Source organism: Symploca atlantica LB2515, assembly GCF_052546295.1.
Genome location: NZ_JBQWMT010000001.1, coordinates 4,828,073 through 4,846,149 on the forward strand (window position 1 = coordinate 4,828,073; position 18,077 = coordinate 4,846,149).

The window sequence follows — 18,077 nt, forward strand, 5'->3', positions numbered from 1 at the left end:
GTTACGACCTAGCGGTGATTAATCTTAATACTTCCGATAAACCTTGACGCTAAGTTAAGTACTCTGCTATCTGACTACTTCCTGAGGATTAGCTATACAGTCTCCTTAATCCCAAGCTAAAAAACTTTGTTAGGCGTAGGATATCAGTCTATACTTAATTACACAAATTAATTAGTTAAGGCTCTTCCTTCGGAATTTGCAAGATTTCTTCAAGGAATAAGAACTCTACAGGTGAAACATTTTCCATTAAAGCCGCCTGAGCCTTTTTATTAATCCATAGTTTACCAGTGTGAGTAGCACTGAAGTCTTGCCCGAGAATAAATCCTTGGCTGATTAACTTTTGGACGAGAGACAGAATAAACTCTTTTAGCCAGTTCAAGCCAAACTCTAAAGTGTGGGAATTTTGTAAAATCCACTGAAAAGTCTCGAAATCGGTTTTAGCTAGGTGAAGCACTGCTGCCTTAATCACATCGGCTGCGTACTCAGGGCTATACAAAACTGCAAGAGCTTTTTCGCAAGATGTCGCTATCTGTTTGTCCTGAAGCTGTAGAGCATCAACAAACAACTCGATGCTTGATTGGAATTCCTCTGTATGGTGGACGTGAGACACAATCAATATCCTCCTCTGGCTGAGTAATTATTCTCCTCAAGCACCCTGAAAATAGTTAACTAAAAGTTAGTGATTAATTATTGACAATACTTAAGGTATAACTTCTATCACCTTGTCTTTCTATTAGTTTCCCTCATAAGAAGCCCAGATATTCGCTACAGTCTAGAAAGTTACTTGATGTATTACATCTTCTAGCCAAATCATCTCACACTATTTGAGCTAAACAGCAAATAAGTAACCCAAAAAGATGAAACCAACACCTATACCGAGGCTGGAAATTATGGGAATCCATTGAAGTTGTTGTATGATCATTGTAATTTAGGTGTCTTAACTAGAGAAACTACTTACAGCCAAAAAACTACTATTGCCAGAGATATGGAGCAAGATTGTCACACCCCGAACTAGGGAAAGAATGGTAAGGATGGACTAAAAAAGAATGCTTCTTAAGGCTTGTTTCTCCCGAAGAAGGATAAGTATCTCCGTCGATTTGGTGGTAACCCTTTTCCGAGCAATCTTGTTAAAATTTGTTAACTTCTAGATATTGTTTAGTGATAGGTCTCTAGAAAAGAGCGTTTGAGCCATCTGAAGCCGAGTAACTTCAGCCGAATTCATTGCTAAGCTGTCTCTACCTTTAAGTTAAAGTTAAAAAATGAAGAACCTCTGAAGGGTAAGAGAATTTTTAGGGAAACCGTAGAAACTTATTACGCAATATATCTGCTTAGTTTTAAACTACGGGAATGAAGAGAACCTTCTTAGTACCGTTCTTCAAATTAAGGAAAAGCTTGGGTAGAAGGAGATAAGACTCAAGCCTACTTGATATTAGTTGTCCCAGCCCAAGATATCTGCTACTTGGTCAGCTAGATTCATTGTCTTGAAAGGTTTAGCAATTACTCCAGTGACACCTAGTTCAGCGAACCGACGCTGATCAGCGGAGAACACCTTAGCTGTCAGCAAAATCACAGGAATCTGCTGGGTTAAAACATTTAATTGCAAGGCTTTAAAGGTAGCAATTCCGTCCATGTCAGGCATCATCACATCCAAAAGAATGGCATCTGGATTCTTGAGGTAGGCTTGGTTGAGTCCTTCACTACCTGAACTAGCAGTGGATACTTGCCAACCACCTACTGCTTCTAGAGCAAGTTGAGCCACTGCCCGGATATCCTCTTCATCATCAATAATCAGAATGTGTCTGGCTTTCATGATTACTCTCTCCTTCCCTGCCTTGAACAATGCTGTTGAGTAAGCTAATTACTCGCTGCTCGAATTCCTCTGGTGTAATCCGGCTTTTAGTCAGGAATAGAGTTTGTCCCAGCTTTAGCAGTTCTCGCTCTGATTGATCTAAGTCTTCAGCTGTATAAACCACTAAAGGCACCCGACGCAGGCGATTATGCTGTCGAAGCCAGCCTACCACGGCAAAACCATCACACTCCGGCAGTATCAAGTCAAGTACTAGTAAATCAGGGATCACACGTTGACTTAACTCGATAGCTTCCGGTCCTGTCTGGGCGTGATAAGTCTCAATACCGTAACCTTCAAACAAAGTAACGAGTACTTGTGCTAAATCTAAATCATCTTCAATGATCAGGACTTTTACTTGATGATTTGGCTTAGTTAAAGCCCGCTCTAGAGCTTGGAAGAGTAACCTCTCATCTGGTGGTTTAATCAGCCAATCACTCACCCCCGGATGCGGCGACTCTCTGGCATCCGGCATTAATCCGCTCAGAATAATCACAGGAATATTTTTAGTTTCCAGATTTGCCTTCAAAGCTTCTAGAGTTTCCCAGCCATGCATACTAGGCATCATCAAATTGAGAAGAATTACATCTGGCATGTCTTGTTCTGCATGCTCTACAGCTTCCTCCCCTGATGTTACTGCAATCACCTGGTAGCCCTGTTGTTTAAGCATGGTTTGCACTACAGCACGTACTGAAGCATCATCATCACACACCAGCACCGTTGGCTTGGTAGGATCCAGGGCAAGAGCCTCTCGCTCCTCTTGTAATACTGGCAGAGTAAAGTAAAACGTGCTGCCCTCTCCTAAAGTACTCTCGGCCCAAATCTGACCACCGTGGTGTTGTATGATGCTGCGGCAGATCGCTAAACCCAAGCCTGTACCTCCTTTCGTTCGGGAGTCTGAGGCATCAACCTGCTGAAAGCGTCCAAAGATCGTCTCCAGCTTATCCGCCGGGATACCTCGCCCCTGATCCTGGACTTGAAATACAATCTGTCTTGCCTCCACGGAAAGCCCAGAGTCATCAGTTGTTACTTCTGACTCTTCTTGTAACTGAGCTCTGAGCCAAACCGTAGAATCAGGGGGTGAAAATTTGATCGCATTGCTCAACAAGTTAGTAAATACCTGAATGATTCGGTCTGGATCAGCCCAAAGCCTCACTGATTTAGGGACAGCGGATAAATTGACTCCAGCTTTCTGAGCCATATTCCGCATCAGTTCTGTCGAGATGTTCATCAAGTTGGCTCCATCACAGACTTGCTTGGTCATCATGACTTTGCCTGACTCAATGCGTTCGATATCCAAAATATCGTTAATCAGACGCACTAACCGATCCGCGTTATTGGCAGCAATGTCGAGCATCCGTTGGCCTTGTTCGGGTTGGCTGCGTAGTACACCAGAAGCTAGCAAATCCAAGGCTCCCAGAATTGAAGTCAGGGGTGTGCGCAACTCATGACTAACCACCGAGATAAACTCATCCTTAAGCTGTTCAATTTCCCGGCGATCGCTAATATCAATACAGCAGCCAATGTAGCCAGCAAAACTACCATCTGGCGTAAATCTTGGTGTTCCTTTGTCTAAAATCCAGCGATATTCTCCATCGGCACGCCGCCGCCGATACTCCATTTGGAAGTCCTTTCTGGTATTAAAGGCAGTTCGATGAGTTTCCATGCATTGCTGCAAATCTTCGGGATGAACCCCTTCACTCCAGCCGTTGCCTCTTTCTTGATCGAGATCTCGCCCAGTGAAGATTAACCAGTTCTGATTAAAGAAGGTACATAACCCATCTTGGCCAGACATCCACAACAAGACAGGAGCACTATCTGCCATTGTGCGAAACCGTTGCTCACTTTCTCGCACAGCTTCTAAAAGCTGACTTTGAGCTAGGGCAATGCCCACTTGGTCAGCTATTTGCTGTAAGAGTTCTGTTTCAAAGCTAGACCACTGACGAGCTTGAGCGCATTGATGAGCAATCAGCAGTCCCCAAAGTTCTGATCTCTGAAAAATTGGTATCACCAGGTTAGCCTTGACGCCAAATGAAGACAGCAGTTCTGCATGGCAAGCGGCGATCTGAGCCTTGTCTATATCGGTAATCGTACTAATTCGCCCCTGACGGTATTTTTCTTGGTACTGTTCTCGAAAACAAGGATCGTCAATGTTCTGTCCTAGTATCACAGGCCAGCCAGCAACCACGGCTTCACTTACTACTTTTCCTGGCTTGTCTGACCAAAGCCTGAAAATCACAACTCGATCAGCTTCCAGAAAACTTTGCACCTCTGTAACGGTGGTTTGGAGAATTTCCTCTAGTTGCAAAGACTGGCGAATCTTGAGAGTTAATTCCGCAAACAACTGCGATTTCTGGTTCTGACGCCGTAATTCTTCTACCACCTGCTGGCGCGAAATTGCCGTTTGATGAGCTGCAATAAATCTACCAATGCTCTGGGCCATCAACTCAACAATTTCCTGTTCCTGAGGCGGGAAATCGCTGTTTCTGATCTGTGTTGAAGAAAAATTGAGGGTGCCGTAGACTTCACTGTTGACCCAGATAGGAGTGCCAATGTAAGACTCTAACCTGAGCTCTTGATATATTGGGTGAGCTTGCATTGCGGTTATCGAGCCGACATGAACGTAGGTAATTGTTCTTTTTTCTTGAAAAACTTGAGCACAGTAAGTGTTTCCGACGGGAAGTTCTAATCCCGGTGATAATTTGTCAAAATTAGACCTGACAGCAATAATCGTGCAAGATTGGTCGTTAACTTGATTGATGATGCCAGTTTGCATGCCGAGGATTTCGCATCCTGTCTCTAGATAGTCAACAAACAGAGCTTCAAAATCTTCGTAATTAGTAGTACTAATTCGATGCAGATGCTTGAGATTGGCACTGAAATTTTCCAGCACTTGAGCATTTCGCCGTAATGTGTCCTCTGCCTGTTTGCGAGCGGTGATGTCCTGAAAATAAACCGATAGACCATCCGCCGTCGGATAAGCATGTACCTCAAACCAACTATTTAAGGGTGGATAGAACTCTTCAAATTCAACACTAATCTGCTGGGTTACCGCCCGATGATATTCATCATAAAACTTAGAAACTACTGCCTCCGGAAACTCGTCCCAGACGTTTTTGCCTAAAAGTCCTTCTGGTTTTCTTTGTAAAAGTGGTTCTGATTGTTGGTTTAGGTAGGTAAATCGCCAGTCACTATCTAGGGCAAAAAATCCATCCGTAATACTTTCCAAAATATTCGTAATTTTGTTTCGCACTGCTTCACTTTCTGCAAGTGCTACCTGCTCTCGTTCGAGGAGTTGGATGCGCTCGTTTTCTACCTGCTTGTTTTCTGTAATGTTGCGGGCAACTGCGTACAAAAAACCGAGTTCGACGACAGGGAAGACTGTCCAAGAAAGCCATCTATAGACACCATCTTTGCCAAGATAGCGATTTTGGAATTGGATAGTAGGTGTGCCTACAGCCAATTTTTTCATTTCTACCAGAGTCTTTGCTCGGTCATCAGGATGAATAAAATCGAGGAAGGGTTGTGCTAATAATTCCTCTGTTGTGTAACCTAGTGTTTCTGTAAATGCTGGATTTAAACGTTTAAAATAACCATCTGTTCCTGCCACACAAAGCATATCGATTGAGAGATTGAAGAAACGCTCTAGCTCCTCTTCTGCTCGCTTGCGGTCTGTAAGATCTTGAATCTGCACGATAAAATACAACGGTTGACCCTGGGTATTGCGCACTAGCGAGACAGACAAACTTACCCAGACTAAATGACCTAGTTTGTGAAAGTATCGTTTTTGTATTTGGTAGGTGCGAATCTCACCAGAGAGCACTTGCTGCCTATAGGTGATGTTAGTTTCTAGGTCATCTGGATAAGTTAGCGCCTCAAGGGTAGTGGCCAACAATTCTGGCTCGTCGTAGCCCAGCATCTCACACAAGGCTAGATTGACCTGTAACCAGCGACCATCTAATGACACCAAAGCCATGCCAATTGCTGCTGATTCAAAAGCTTCTTGAAAGCGCTCCTCGCTTTGTCGTAGTGCTTCAGCTACCTGTTTGCGTTCGCTGATATCCCTGCCGATATAGACAAATTCTGGCGGGTTGGTTATTTCCGTATCGATGACTGAGCAGGAAAATTCGACGGTAATCTCTTCTCCAGTTTTAGTTCTACAAATTACTTCTGTACGCTGTAAAAATTCTCCCTGAGACCTAAGACCAGGTTCAGTTATTGAGTGACGCCAATTATTGTCAGTAATAATTAAAGAAAGGGGTTGGTTGATTAATTCAAATTCAAAATACCCCAATAGATTTTGAGCAGCTTGATTAACTTTTTTGATAATTCCTGATACTGTGACTACTAAGAGAACCTCTGCCATTGAGCTAATAATTTTATTGAGATAACCTTGAGATGCTGCTAAGGCATTCAATAAAAGTTCAGATTCACTGGCTCTTTGTACTAACTGTTGCTGAGAAACCATCAATTCCGTGACATCTTTCACGAAAACAACTAGTCTACTTTCTAGGTTTTTTTCGCTGAGTTGCTCAATGACGTAGAGGTCAATATAAAGGGGAGAACAATCATCTAAAGAGCGATTAATGCCTTTTAACTCGAAGCTAGCTCGCCGTCTTTGAAGCACCGCTACAAGAATATCTTCTACTCCTATTAGTTCTGGAAAGCTCAACCTGACATCTTTGCCTTGGATTACTTTTTCAGGGCGATCGGCAAGCAATTGCACACCAGAAGACTTTTCGAGAATGATCAAATTTTGATCTAGTGTTAGGTATTCAATACTGTGATTATTAAAAAGTTTATTAAAAATAGAATTCATTCGTATTGTTTCCGGTTCAAGTATCCACAGATTGTCGCTTCTGAGTTCGTGGGCAAAATGCGATCGCCACCAACTGCTTTTACTTGACGCACCCAAGCAGCAGCCGCTCGATACAGCGCCTGTAAATCAGCACCATCTTGGGGATACTCGACAATGCCAGCGCTAAAGGTCACTTGACACTTGCTACCGTCCGGCGCTGTAAACTCTTCTTGATGCAGGCTGTTGAAGACTTCTAATATCTTGAGTGTGCCATCGCTGCGGGTCATCCCAGGCATTCCCACTACCAACTCGGCACCACCCCAACTAGCCACTACTTCATCTCCTGGAAAAGTTTCTCGCAACAGTTTGCCCAGCCGTGACAGTACTTGCTCTGCGAAGTTGTGACCATACTGGTCGTTGATTTCCTTAAGGTAATCCAGATTCAAAAGAGCAAAGCAGAGAGTCTGATTTTGGGAAGAACCTAAGCTGAGAAACTGAGTTAACTGTTGGGTTGACTGGCGATAATTGGCGACTCCAGTCCCGGCATTTGCTTGAGGAATATTCTGTCGTAACCGCGAGCGCTCTAGTCGGTTGAGGATACGGGTAACCATTTCTGAAGCAACGGCAGGCTTTTGTACATAGTCATCGGCACCTGCGGCAAAGGCTCTCTGCATTGTCTCGGTGTCAGTGTGGGCTGCGAGAAACACCACTGGTAGGCAGTTCCAATACGGGTCATTGCGTACAACTTTGCATAATTCAATCCCACTGATGTGAGGCATCTCCACATCTAGCACCAGCAAATCTGGTGAGGTTTCTTCTAAAGTCTCCCAAAATTGTAGGGGATTGTTGAGAGTACAAACCTTAATTCCCCAGGGTTCTAGCAAGTTTTGTAAAGCTTTCCCTGCCTGGAGATCTCCGTCTACAGCCAGTATCTTAGCCTGGGTGAGACAAGACTTCTGCAATATTTGAGTTACACTCTCTAACACTTGAGCTGGAGGCAATGGCTTTTGTAAAAAAGCACATCCACCTAAGCGAACTACTTTTACCCGGTCAAGCAAACTGTCCTGGTCAGTAATAACTAGCGCAGGTATGGGAGGTGTACAACTACTTAACTGTTCTAGGAGCGCCACAGCAATTTCGCTGCTAGTACTAGTAGTTAATGGACAATCCAGTAACACGACATCAGGGCGCTCTTGACAGAGCCACTCTTTGGCTAGAGCAGGTTCTACTACCCTTACTCTGATGCCGCTTCTGAGAGCTTCTAGGAGCCATTCCTCTGCAAGTGAGTGATCACTGCTCACTATCCAGAGTAAGTGCTTCTTATCCCTGGAGGTTAACTCAAGGCTCTTTCCACTAATTGCTTTTTGCAGCTCTTGGCGTAGCAATACCACTATTTCAGAGAGGTACTGCTTTTGGTGATGATTGAGAGCTTTTTCTGCTTGGAACAGGCGTTCTATTTCTCGCGCTAGGCGTGAGCCTTCATCAAGATCAAACATACCTAGTGAACCAGCTAGTTTGTGAGCCTCTTGTTCTGCCTGTTGCCGCAGTTCTTCCTTCAGGGCATTATTGAGTATGGCGGTAGTAGCTTGCTCAATTACGACGATACGGTTAGCGAATTTTTCCTTGACCCGCTCCCAAACCCCTGTGACTCCTGCCAGTAGTGGCTGCTGCTCTAAATTCAACCAGAGCGTCTGGTCTTTCTTGAAAGCTTGTCCATTGTTTTTTGCCTCTTGTTTTTCTAGGGATTTGAGGCAATAACCAATGCCATAAACTGTCTTAATCGGATCTTCAGAAACTCCTGCTTCTTTAAGTTTGCGCCGTAATCCTTTAATGTGAGCTGTAACTGTTTCTTCTCCAGGAATTTCTTCAAACGACCAAAGGTGTTCGAGAATTGCGCTACGGCTAAAGACTCGCTGGCGATTGCGTAGGAAAAGTTCTAATAAACCGTATTCCTTGGGAGTCAAATGTAGAGCTTCGTAGTCATAGGTGACTTCGCAGGTACTGGGGTCAAGACGTAGCTTTCCCCACTCCAACATCGGAGAGGAGGCGGCACTTCCCCGACGCAACAAAGCCCTGATACGAGCCGATAACTCTTGTATATCAAAGGGCTTAGTCACATAATCATCGGCTCCCGCATCTAATCCCCTAACTTTATTGGTGCTGGCATCTTGAGAAGTTAACAGGATAATTGGCGTTCGTATCCCTTGTGATCGTAACTGCCGACAAAGTGTCATACCATCAATCTTGGGCAGCATTACATCTAATAGGATCAGATCGTAAGTAAAAGCCTCGACTAACTCCCAACCTGCTTGACCGTCTGCGGCAATATCAATGACATGGTGTTGGTCAGTGAGGACTTGAATCAGACCTTGTACAACCGTTTCGTCATCATCAACCAGTAAAATTCTCATAGCGGTTAATTACCGCAAATTCTCTAAATAATTAATTGAATAAACAAACAATCTAACTAATGTCAAACTTGCTACAGTTATCTACTCGAAGCCTAGCCTAAATTAGGTAGTGACATTGTTACTTTTTGTTGGGTTTTTCTCCTTTTTGTCGATGAGAAATTTGCATCTTGCGAAAAATTTACAGACTACAAAAAATACAAAACCCTAGTGTTCAACATTAGATAAGTAGCTGCGGTTTTCACTCCCCAAAATTTAAGGGTCGGCTAGTCTTAAATAAGAAAATTCGACCTTCTAGGTGAGAAGGAAGCCAATCCGCTGAGAGGTTTGCTTTTGACTTTGACGTGCTGTTTTTCTGTGCAGTTTAGCAATAGTACTTTTCTCGTAAACTACAGTCAATAACCCTCTTAAGTTACTTTCACTCGACGGAGTATTAACATCTTACTCTGATGAGAGCCTCGCGGTAAGATCAACAACTGCTTTTCCCATCTCGGTAATATTTAATTTATCAGGCTTAATGAGGCACCAGTAGATTGCTTAACTAATGCTAGTGTAGCAAAAACCAAGTTGTATAAATATTGTGGGACAGTCTAAAAAATACCTTAACCTTAGGAGGTGAGAAGCTCTTAATGAAGATTGCGTAAGCTAGCTGCCTTCTCATTCCATCGTCTAAATCTCAACTGATCGCAGTTTGTTTGGTTACCCTAAACAAAACGCTAATCATCACAAGAATATGCCTTGTAGAAGCTCCACGGGTTTGGCTTTTCTTGTTTGAGAGTGATCTTTCTTTGCTGGCGAGGGTAACTGTAACTTGATTTTACTTCTTCTGTTGGCTGACCCCGTTAGAATGAAAGAAAACTGTTTAGATTTGTATCAATTGGACTGGCACAGAAATAATTATGGCTCCTGCCGTTTTCATCCAGAATCTCCAAAAGCGCTATGGTGATGTCGAAGCCGTCAAAGACATCTCCTTCAAAGTTGAACCCGGTGAAATTTTTGGGCTACTAGGCCCCAATGGAGCTGGGAAAACAACAACGATTCGCTGTCTGTGTACTTTAAGTACACCCGATGCTGGCAAGCTCGAAGTTTCTGGCATCTCGGTAATTGATAATCCTCGGGCTGCGAGGCGACGCTTGGGTTATGTAGCTCAGGAAGTAGCTCTAGATAAAGTACTCACTGGCCGAGAACTGTTGCAACTCCAAGCGGCGCTTTATCACCTCCCCAGCGCCTTTGCCAAAGAGCGGGTCAACATCATGCTCAGCGTTCTCGGATTGCAGGAATATGCAGATAAAAAGACTGGCACTTATTCCGGTGGTCTACGTAAGCGTCTGGACTTAGCGGCAGGCTTACTTCATCAACCAGACGTCTTGGTACTCGACGAACCGACTGTAGGACTCGATATTGAAAGCCGCTTTGTGGTTTGGGATTTCTTACGCCAGCTACGAGAGGCAGGAACTACGGTTGTGATTACTAGTCACTATTTAGAAGAGATTGATGCTTTGGCTGACCGTGTAGCAATTATTGACAAAGGGGTGGTGATTGCTGAAGGAACGCCCTCACAATTAAAAGACCAAGTCGGTGGCGATCGCATTACGTTACGTATCCGTGAGTTCTCCCCTCTTGAAGAAGCTGAGCAAGCCAAGGAACTGCTGCAAACTTTGCCTTTTGTGCAAGAGGTAATTATTAATGGGGCTCAGGGTAACTCTCTAAATTTGGTGGTAAAACCCCAAAGTGATGGTCTAAGTTGCGTTCAACAATCATTACGAGAGGCTGGTTTACCAATTTTTGGGCTGGCTCAGTCTAGACCAAGTTTGGATGATGTTTACCTGGCTGCTACGGGTAAAACCCTGATGGATGCTGAACTGGCTGCTGCTGGGAGTCGCGATCCTAAGGCTGAGCGCAAACAAGCTATGCGTTAAAAAAGTTAATCAGAAATTTGTCGGATCAAAAATAGATAACCCCTCGGAATTTTTCCTTAAATTCCAGGTGCCTATTAGCCAAATAGATCTAGTCTGAGCAACTGTAAATGCATACCAACTAACGCTAATAAGTTCAGATGCTGTTTGTCTCTAGAACAAGTTTTTCCCATAGACTTTTAGCGATCGCATCTGTATCTGTTAAAGAGAAATCCTTAGAACGACCTTAACCTAACAAGACACATGAGCACAACTGTTACTCCTCCAAAGAAATCTGAAATCAACTGGTTGCCAAAAGCTGCTGATCGGATTCCTATTAGCGACGCCCCTGGGTTCGGTGAATTTGTTCAAGAAACGCTGGCTCTCACTAAGCGGCTATTCATTCAATTGCAAAGACGTCCCTCCTCGTTAGTCGCCGGGATTATTCAGCCTTTGATGTGGTTAATTCTGTTTGGGGCACTATTTCAAAATGCTCCTCAGGGCATGTTTGGCGATGGTTTGAATTATGGACAATTTTTGGGTGCTGGCATTATTGTCTTCACCGCCTTTGCTGGTGCCTTGAATTCCGGGTTACCTGTCATGTTTGACAGAGAATTTGGTTTCTTGAACCGCTTATTAGTGGCACCTCTAGCCTCTCGCTTTTCCATTGTTACTGCCTCAGCGATTTACATCGTAACTCTCGGCTTACTACAAACCATAGTTATTGTCACAGCTAGTGCCTTTTTAGGAACTGGTTTACCTAATCTAGCGGGCTTAGGAATGATTGCCCTAATTGTCTTGCTCTTGGTTGCTGGTGTTACTGCTTTGAGTCTGGGACTAGCTTTTGCTCTACCTGGTCACATAGAATTGTTGGCAGTAATCTTTGTGACTAACTTGCCACTGCTGTTTGCCAGCACTGCCCTTGCACCTCTCTCCTTTATGCCCGGTTGGTTGCAAGTTGTCGCCTCTCTCAATCCTCTTAGCTATGCGATTGAGCCAATCCGTTATCTTTATCTCCACAGTAGCTGGTCTTTAGGCAGTGTAGTCATGCAAACTCCTTGGGCATCGATCAGCTTCGGGGGTGCTTTGCTAGTATTGCTAGCATTTGATGCCGTGATATTCCTGTCCATTGCACCACTACTGCGTCGCCGTTTTGCTTAACATATAATCAAACAGCAAGTTATGCCGGGAATTGCTATGAAAATAAGTACCCAGTTCGTGTCAAAATTCGCCTCAAAACCTATAGCTCAGATCAGCTTGAGCTGCGGCGCTTGTGTAGTGGGGTTAGGCATTTTCGGGGTCATGCTGACTCAACCGGCTACGGCGCAGGAATCTAGCAACAATCCCCAAGAGATTTTTACCAATCAAAATGACCGGGATCCCTTAACTGATGTCGGTGGTCTTGATTTCAACGACTTGATTCACCGTGCTCAAGTAGGGATACCTGATGTAGAACAATTCAATAGCCAACAGCAGAAAAACTATAACAGCGCCATTGAAGAGTTTCGCCGTCAACGCTCTGAGCGTTTAGGCAATCCCGAACAAATCTCTCCTATGCAGACTGAAACACAGAACTAGTTGAGTCACAGTACTCTAAAGAAAGTTCCAGGGGCAAGGTATACCTTGCCCCTCTTTTACTCTGAGGCTAACCCATTGCTGCCAGAATATCTTTGGCGTGGCTATCTGTCTTGACCTTGTCATCAACGTGGGCAATTTTTCCCTCGCCGTCGATTACATAGGTTACACGCTTGGCATAACCACCACCATCAACATCGTAAGCTTTGGTAATAGTGCCATCAGGATCTGCCAGTAATGAGAAAGGCAGACCGTACTTTTCTTGAAATTTCTTATGGGAGACCTCGTCGTCTGTACTGACTCCGAGTACTACCATATCTTTGCCTTGATATTCAGCATAGTTGTCTCGGAAACTTTGAGCTTCTTTGGTGCAGCCAGGAGTATCATCTTTGGGATAAAAATACAAAACAACGTTTTTACCTGCAAAGTCTGAAAGTGAAACAGTTTTACCTTCGTTGTCCTTGGCGGTAAATGCTGGTGCCTGTGTACCAACTTGAAGAGCCATAAATCTTGTTTCCTGTTTATGTAAAACTAGCTTTCTTCTAAATACTACAGTGGATTGAAATTTTACCTGAACATTAGCCCAATTAGGCTGAGGTTCGGGTCAAATGGGTCTAAAACAGTTTAAAATAGCAGGACGTGACCAGTGGTAAGCCTAGTGTTACGTTACCAACCACTGCAATGACTTCGATGACGTCTCAGGAGGATCTCTCAATTCAATATCCTGCCCCCACTGTTAAGCGTGCAGAGCGGGCAATGCGTTGTTTACCTTTCCAACTACCCCTATTTGCCGAAATGCGCTCTGCCAGTGTTCCTCTACCATTGGTCGCCGGAAAAGAGGGCTTTGAGCAAAATTACACAAGTCGCCAGATGTCGGAGTTGGCAGTAGAAGGCGGTTTAATCTGGTTGATTCAAGTAGGTATTTTGCGTCGGGAAGTTGATGGTCAGGGCATCACTGACAGCTTTCGCTTGACACCTTTAGGGCGTCAGCTAGTAGAAAAATGGGAGCACCAAGGAAATACACTACCTCCTCCATCTTTTCTCGACTGGTTCTTGAACACCTTGAGTCGATGGCTAAGACTACCTGTTTAATTGGCTCTGCAGCGATTTTCTACTAACCTCTGAGAGACTAGTAATTAGTCATAATGACCATACCAGCAACAATTGGTTCGCAGATGCAAATAGCAAAAATCTCGATTTGTGGTGTGCTGACCCTTAACTTTGTTAGCTTAGATACTCTGTAAATATCCTAGTTAGCACAGTCAATTACACTGTCTTACTCTACCTCTGGCCGGTGTTGCGCTAGCTGCTGTGTTAGTAACAGTCAGCAAAACAGCTTGCCTTAGAGAGTAAAAACAATGTGAGGGTAAATTCTACTACTCTATCTATCACCTAATCTCTAACCCATAACGTTGATTATGAAAGCCATTATGGTTGTGGGAACAACATCCCATGCAGGAAAATCCTTAATCGTAACTGCGATGTGTCGTATTCTCTCACGACGCGGTTGGCGTGTGTCACCCTTCAAGGGTCAGAATATGGCGCTTAATGCTTATGTGACCTCAAAGGGGGGAGAAATTGGACATGCCCAAGCAGTACAAGCCTGGGCAGCTAGTATAACGCCCTCTGTGGAAATGAACCCAATTTTGCTGAAGCCTCAAGGGGATATGACTTCTCAGGTAATTCTCATGGGCAAACCAGTAGGTAATGTCAGCGCCTCCGATTACTATGAACAGTATTTTAATCAGGGTTGGCAAGCCATTGAAGAGTCGTTAGAGCGTCTTAAAAACGACTTTGATTTAATTGTTTGTGAGGGCGCTGGCAGTCCGGCAGAGATTAACCTCAAGCACCGTGACTTGACTAATATGAGAGTGGCACGGCACTTAGATGCCCCAACCTTGCTTGTAGTTGATATTGATCGCGGCGGCGCTTTTGCCCATGTTGTCGGCACTCTGGAACTGCTAGAGCCGGAGGAAAGAGCCTTGATTAAGGGGGTTGTAATTAATAAATTTCGGGGTCAGCGATCGCTTCTGACATCGGGCATCACTTGGCTAGAAGAACGCACAGGCATTCCGGTTGTCGGAGTTATTCCCTGGCTGGATGAAGTTTTCCCTGCTGAAGATTCCCTTGATTTGCTCAAGCGAAACTTTCACCAAAAGCCGAATAGTGAACTTAACATTGTGGTAATTCGGCTGGCAAGAATCTCTAATTTTACCGACTTTGACCCTCTGGAAGCGGAACCGAGTGTTTCAGTAAGATACCTCAGCCCAACTGAACCATTGGGATATCCAGATGCTGTAATTATCCCTGGCACTAAGACCACTATCAATGACTTGATGCTGCTACACAAAACCGGCATGGCAGCAGAAATTAAAAACTATGCAGCGGCAGGTGGCACAGTACTCGGCATCTGTGGCGGCTTCCAAATGTTAGGCAAAATGCTATCTGATCCTGATGGCTTAGAAGGTCATAAGGGTAATTATCAAGGTTTAGACTTATTGCCTTTAACAACTCTAATTACTGGCAACAAAATAGCACGTCAGCGAGTGGTAAATTCCAACTATCCCCAAGCTGGCTTGCCGGTAGCGGGTTACGAAATCCATCAGGGGCGTTCGCAATTGCTCAGGTCAGACCAAGGAGAAGAAGCCTCTTCCTACAAACCTCTATTTGATGATTCTAGTTTAGGTATTGTTGATGTTGGTCAATCAATTTGGGGCAGTTATCTCCATGGTATTTTCGATAATGGTCCCTGGCGACGTGCCTGGTTGAATCGCCTACGTCAACAAAGAGGACTGCCCTCTCTGCCGACTGGTGTTGCCAATTATCGCGAACAAAGAGAAGCTCTTTTTAACTCCCTTGCCGATGTGGTGGAAGCTAATTTAGATTTAGAAGCTGTGTTACCTTCCTAGCAATTGCTTAAGAGATTAATCTTATTATTATTATTAGTAATAAGGTGAGTAATTAAGGTCGGCTTTGCCCACTAAGTCTCAATTAACAACTACCAATGAGTGTTAAAATTAGATTCTTACCAGACGATGTCACAATTGAAGCTGAGGCAGGGGAGCCAATGCTGATAGTGGCTAAGCGGGCAGGTGTTTTGATTCCCACTGGTTGTTTGATGGGTTCTTGTCATGCCTGCGAGGTAGAGCTAGACAACGGTGAGGCGATTTGTGCTTGCATTACAGCCATCCCAGCCGGTTGCGAGCAGTTGACGATTAATCTTTATTCTGACGATAACTGGTAACCCGTCAATCATGGCATCCTGAAAAATAGACTTAGGAGGTAAAGGATGTCAGCACAACAAAAACGGGTAACCGTCGTTGGTGCAGGATGGGCAGGTTTGGGTGCAACTTATCACTTAGCTCAACAAGGGTACGATGTCACTCTTTTAGAAGCGAGTCCCTATCCTGGTGGTTTAGTTGCTGGTTGGCAGACACCAGCAGGACGTTCGGTAGAAGGTGGCATCCACGGTTTCTGGTATCCTTACCAAAACATCTTTAGCCTAGTGAGAGAATTAGGACTCAGTCCTTTTACTCCGTTTACTCGTTCCTCACAATACTCGCCCGCAGGTCTAGAAGTCGAATCACCCATTTTTCAGAACGAACTGCGACTCCCGGCACCACTGGGAACCTTTCTCTATACACAGTTTAAGCGTTTACCACTGATTGACAGACTTTCTGCCCTGCCACTGCTTTACGCCGTCGTCGATTTCGATAATTCTGATGAGGCTTGGTGGCGCTACGACAAAGTAACTGCCCGTGAACTATTTAAGCAGTTTGGTGTCTCTGGACGGCTCTACAAAGATTCCTTTGAACCAATGTTGCTTGTAGGCTTATTTGCACCAGGAGAGCAGTGTTCTGCGGCGGCAGCTTTGGGAATGCTTTATTACTTTATTTTGGCTCACCAACCCGACTTTGACGTCGTCTGGTGCCGTGGAACGGTGGGAGAAAGGATATTTAATCCTTGGGTGGAACGCATTGAGCAAGTCGGTGGTAAGGTTCTGACTAATAAACGGGTAAGTGATCTGATTCTTGATAGTAATGGCAAGGCAAAAGGCGTTGTCTGCGGCGATGAAGTTTTTGATACTGATGCTGTAATTTTTGCTGTCAGCGTCAGTGGCATCAAAAAAATAGTTAGTGGCAGTGCCTGTTTACAAGATTACCGAGAATTTCGGGACTTAAGTAACTTAGGGGGAATTGACGTACTAGCAACGCGGCTGTGGTTTGAGAGTAAAATTAATATCCGCCATCCTTCTAATGCCTGCTTCGGCTTTGAACCTACCACTGGTTGGACATTTTTTAACCTGAATGAACTGCACGATGAGTATCGCCATGAACCCGGTAGCGTGATTGAGGCTGACTTTTACCACGCCAACCAACTGCTGACTATGAGTGATGAGCAAATTGTGGCGCAAGTTCAGCGTGATTTAGCTACCTGCGTGCCAGCTTTTCGAGAAGCAAAAGTAATCAACTTTAATGTCATTAGAGTACCCCAAGGTGTGACTCATTTTGCCCCTGGTAGCTATCAGTATCTGCTACCTGCACACACTAGGATAGAAAATGTATTTCTGAGTGGCGATTGGGTAATTAACCGCCATGGTTCTTGGTCACAGGAGAAGGCATATGTCACGGGTTTAGAGGCAGCAAATTTGGTAATTGAACGCTTCGGGTATGGGAAGGAGGCAAAGATTATACCAGTGGAAGCTGATGAGCCACATATTCAGTTTGCTCGCACAATTAATCAAGTAGCGCGGGATTCATGGAAAGCTTTCTTGCCAGAGTTTTGGCTACCTTAATCGGCATACTCTAACTTTTATGCAATTGAAACCAAGATGGGTCACCCTAGTTGGATGACCCATTCCTGTTAATTAATCAGCTCTTGATGTTACAGCTATTATTTACTGCCCATCTGTGCAGCCACTTCTTCTGCAAAGTTGCTTTCTTCCTTCTCAATTCCTTCACCGAGAACAAAACGAGAGAAGCGACGCACTTGGATGTTTTCACCAAGCTGTGCGACAGTTTGCTTGACCAACTCTTCTACCGAGATGCTTTGGTCTTTGATATAGGGCTGATCCATCAAAGATAATTCTTTGAGGCGTTTTTCAATTCGACCCTGAACAATCTTTTCTTTGATATTATCTGGCTTTTTACCCAGATCATCCCTCCCCATTTCGATTTCTGTTTCTTTGCTAGCAAGTTCCTTGGGGATATCTTCTACCTTGACATACTCGACGTTAGGGCAAGCAGCAATTTGCATCGCGATGTTTCTTGCCAGAGTTTTAAACTCTTCGCGTCGGGCAACAAAGTCTGTCTCGCAGTTTACTTCTACAAGTACACCTACGCGACCTCCAGTATGGATGTAACTCTCAACAATCCCTTCTGCTGCTACGCGACCAGCTTTTTTTTCTGCGGAGGTGATGCCTTTTTGCCGTAGCCATTCTGTGGCCTTGGTTAAGTCCCCTCCGTTTTCTTTGAGGGCTTTTTTACAGTCCATCATGCCAGCGCCGGTTTTTTCCCGGAGCTCTTTAACGAGTTTTGCAGAAATTTCCGCCATTT

The 18,077-nt window shown here is 44.4% G+C and carries 13 protein-coding genes and 1 pseudogene; 7 read left to right on the forward strand and 7 right to left on the reverse strand.

What is annotated here, in order from left to right:
- Window positions 1-175: 175 nt before the first annotated feature.
- From ACT7WV_RS20060 to ACT7WV_RS20075, 5 genes and pseudogenes are all read right to left on the reverse strand, one after another.
- Window positions 176-610, reverse strand: coding sequence for a hypothetical protein (locus tag ACT7WV_RS20060; RefSeq protein WP_445104585.1), 435 nt, complete (start codon window positions 608-610; stop codon window positions 176-178).
- 819 nt (window positions 611-1,429) lie between these two features.
- Complete coding sequence (locus tag ACT7WV_RS20065; RefSeq protein WP_445104586.1) at window positions 1,430-1,810, reverse strand: response regulator; 381 nt, start codon at window positions 1,808-1,810, stop codon at window positions 1,430-1,432.
- Window positions 1,782-4,739: a response regulator gene (locus ACT7WV_RS25905; protein WP_463424281.1), complete on the reverse strand. Its 2,958-nt coding sequence runs from the start codon at window positions 4,737-4,739 to the stop codon at window positions 1,782-1,784. The genes ACT7WV_RS20065 and ACT7WV_RS25905 overlap by 29 nt, the downstream gene beginning before the upstream one ends.
- Before the next feature lie 90 nt (window positions 4,740-4,829).
- Window positions 4,830-6,665: pseudogene (locus ACT7WV_RS25910) on the reverse strand (PAS domain S-box protein); the annotation flags it as partial.
- A complete protein-coding gene (locus tag ACT7WV_RS20075) occupies window positions 6,662-9,055 on the reverse strand; it encodes a response regulator (protein ID WP_445104588.1) in 2,394 nt (797 codons plus the stop codon). The pseudogene ACT7WV_RS25910 and the gene ACT7WV_RS20075, both read right to left, overlap by 4 nt.
- A gap of 896 nt (window positions 9,056-9,951) precedes the next feature.
- On the opposite strand from ACT7WV_RS20075, the gene ACT7WV_RS20080 reads away from it, so the two are divergent.
- The 3 genes from ACT7WV_RS20080 (at window position 9,952) to ACT7WV_RS20090 (ending at window position 12,525) form a co-directional block, all read left to right on the forward strand.
- Window positions 9,952-10,971 (forward strand): ABC transporter ATP-binding protein, encoded by a 1,020-nt coding sequence (locus tag ACT7WV_RS20080; RefSeq protein ID WP_445104589.1) that lies wholly within the window; start codon window positions 9,952-9,954, stop codon window positions 10,969-10,971.
- Between the two features lie 240 nt (window positions 10,972-11,211).
- Window positions 11,212-12,108: an ABC transporter permease gene (locus tag ACT7WV_RS20085; RefSeq protein ID WP_445104590.1), complete on the forward strand. Its 897-nt coding sequence runs from the start codon at window positions 11,212-11,214 to the stop codon at window positions 12,106-12,108.
- Between the two features lie 36 nt (window positions 12,109-12,144).
- Complete coding sequence (locus ACT7WV_RS20090) at window positions 12,145-12,525, forward strand: hypothetical protein (RefSeq protein ID WP_445104591.1); 381 nt, start codon at window positions 12,145-12,147, stop codon at window positions 12,523-12,525.
- Window positions 12,526-12,592: 67 nt separating this feature from the next.
- Here ACT7WV_RS20090 and ACT7WV_RS20095 read toward each other — a convergent pair whose 3' ends face one another.
- Window positions 12,593-13,027 carry a peroxiredoxin gene (locus ACT7WV_RS20095; protein ID WP_445104592.1) on the reverse strand — a complete coding sequence of 145 codons (435 nt, stop codon included), beginning with the start codon at window positions 13,025-13,027 and terminating at the stop codon, window positions 12,593-12,595.
- A 176-nt stretch (window positions 13,028-13,203) separates the two neighbouring features.
- Between ACT7WV_RS20095 and ACT7WV_RS20100 the strand changes: the two genes are divergently transcribed.
- The 4 genes from ACT7WV_RS20100 (at window position 13,204) to ACT7WV_RS20115 (ending at window position 17,317) form a co-directional block, all read left to right on the forward strand.
- On the forward strand, window positions 13,204-13,614 hold the full coding sequence (locus ACT7WV_RS20100; RefSeq protein ID WP_445104593.1) for an Npun_F0494 family protein: 411 nt from the start codon (window positions 13,204-13,206) through the stop codon (window positions 13,612-13,614).
- Between the two features lie 326 nt (window positions 13,615-13,940).
- Window positions 13,941-15,431 carry a cobyric acid synthase CobQ gene (cobQ, locus tag ACT7WV_RS20105; RefSeq protein WP_445104594.1) on the forward strand — a complete coding sequence of 497 codons (1,491 nt, stop codon included), beginning with the start codon at window positions 13,941-13,943 and terminating at the stop codon, window positions 15,429-15,431.
- A gap of 95 nt (window positions 15,432-15,526) precedes the next feature.
- Window positions 15,527-15,766 carry a 2Fe-2S iron-sulfur cluster-binding protein gene (locus ACT7WV_RS20110; protein ID WP_445104595.1) on the forward strand — a complete coding sequence of 80 codons (240 nt, stop codon included), beginning with the start codon at window positions 15,527-15,529 and terminating at the stop codon, window positions 15,764-15,766.
- A gap of 45 nt (window positions 15,767-15,811) precedes the next feature.
- Window positions 15,812-17,317 carry a hydroxysqualene dehydroxylase gene (locus ACT7WV_RS20115; RefSeq protein WP_445104596.1) on the forward strand — a complete coding sequence of 502 codons (1,506 nt, stop codon included), beginning with the start codon at window positions 15,812-15,814 and terminating at the stop codon, window positions 17,315-17,317.
- A 98-nt stretch (window positions 17,318-17,415) separates the two neighbouring features.
- On the opposite strand, the gene tsf is transcribed toward ACT7WV_RS20115, so the two are convergent.
- Entirely contained in the window at window positions 17,416-18,075 is a 660-nt protein-coding gene (gene tsf, locus ACT7WV_RS20120; protein ID WP_445104597.1) for a translation elongation factor Ts, read from the reverse strand.
- Between the last annotated feature and the right edge of the window lie 2 nt (window positions 18,076-18,077).

Excerpts from the sequence above, each read along its gene's own strand:
- ACT7WV_RS20100 (WP_445104593.1), top strand. The coding sequence starts at position 13,204 with ATGACTTCGATGACGTCTCAGGAGGATCTCTCAATTCAATATCCTGCC.
- ACT7WV_RS20075 (WP_445104588.1), bottom strand. The coding sequence starts at position 9,055 with ATGAGAATTTTACTGGTTGATGATGACGAAACGGTTGTACAAGGTCTG.
- ACT7WV_RS20110 (WP_445104595.1), top strand. The coding sequence starts at position 15,527 with ATGAGTGTTAAAATTAGATTCTTACCAGACGATGTCACAATTGAAGCT.
- tsf (WP_445104597.1), bottom strand. The coding sequence starts at position 18,075 with ATGGCGGAAATTTCTGCAAAACTCGTTAAAGAGCTCCGGGAAAAAACC.
- cobQ (WP_445104594.1), top strand. The coding sequence starts at position 13,941 with ATGAAAGCCATTATGGTTGTGGGAACAACATCCCATGCAGGAAAATCC.
- ACT7WV_RS20065 (WP_445104586.1), bottom strand. The coding sequence starts at position 1,810 with ATGAAAGCCAGACACATTCTGATTATTGATGATGAAGAGGATATCCGG.
- ACT7WV_RS20115 (WP_445104596.1), top strand. The coding sequence starts at position 15,812 with ATGTCAGCACAACAAAAACGGGTAACCGTCGTTGGTGCAGGATGGGCA.
- ACT7WV_RS20095 (WP_445104592.1), bottom strand. The coding sequence starts at position 13,027 with ATGGCTCTTCAAGTTGGTACACAGGCACCAGCATTTACCGCCAAGGAC.
- ACT7WV_RS20085 (WP_445104590.1), top strand. The coding sequence starts at position 11,212 with ATGAGCACAACTGTTACTCCTCCAAAGAAATCTGAAATCAACTGGTTG.
- ACT7WV_RS20090 (WP_445104591.1), top strand. The coding sequence starts at position 12,145 with ATGAAAATAAGTACCCAGTTCGTGTCAAAATTCGCCTCAAAACCTATA.
- ACT7WV_RS20080 (WP_445104589.1), top strand. The coding sequence starts at position 9,952 with ATGGCTCCTGCCGTTTTCATCCAGAATCTCCAAAAGCGCTATGGTGAT.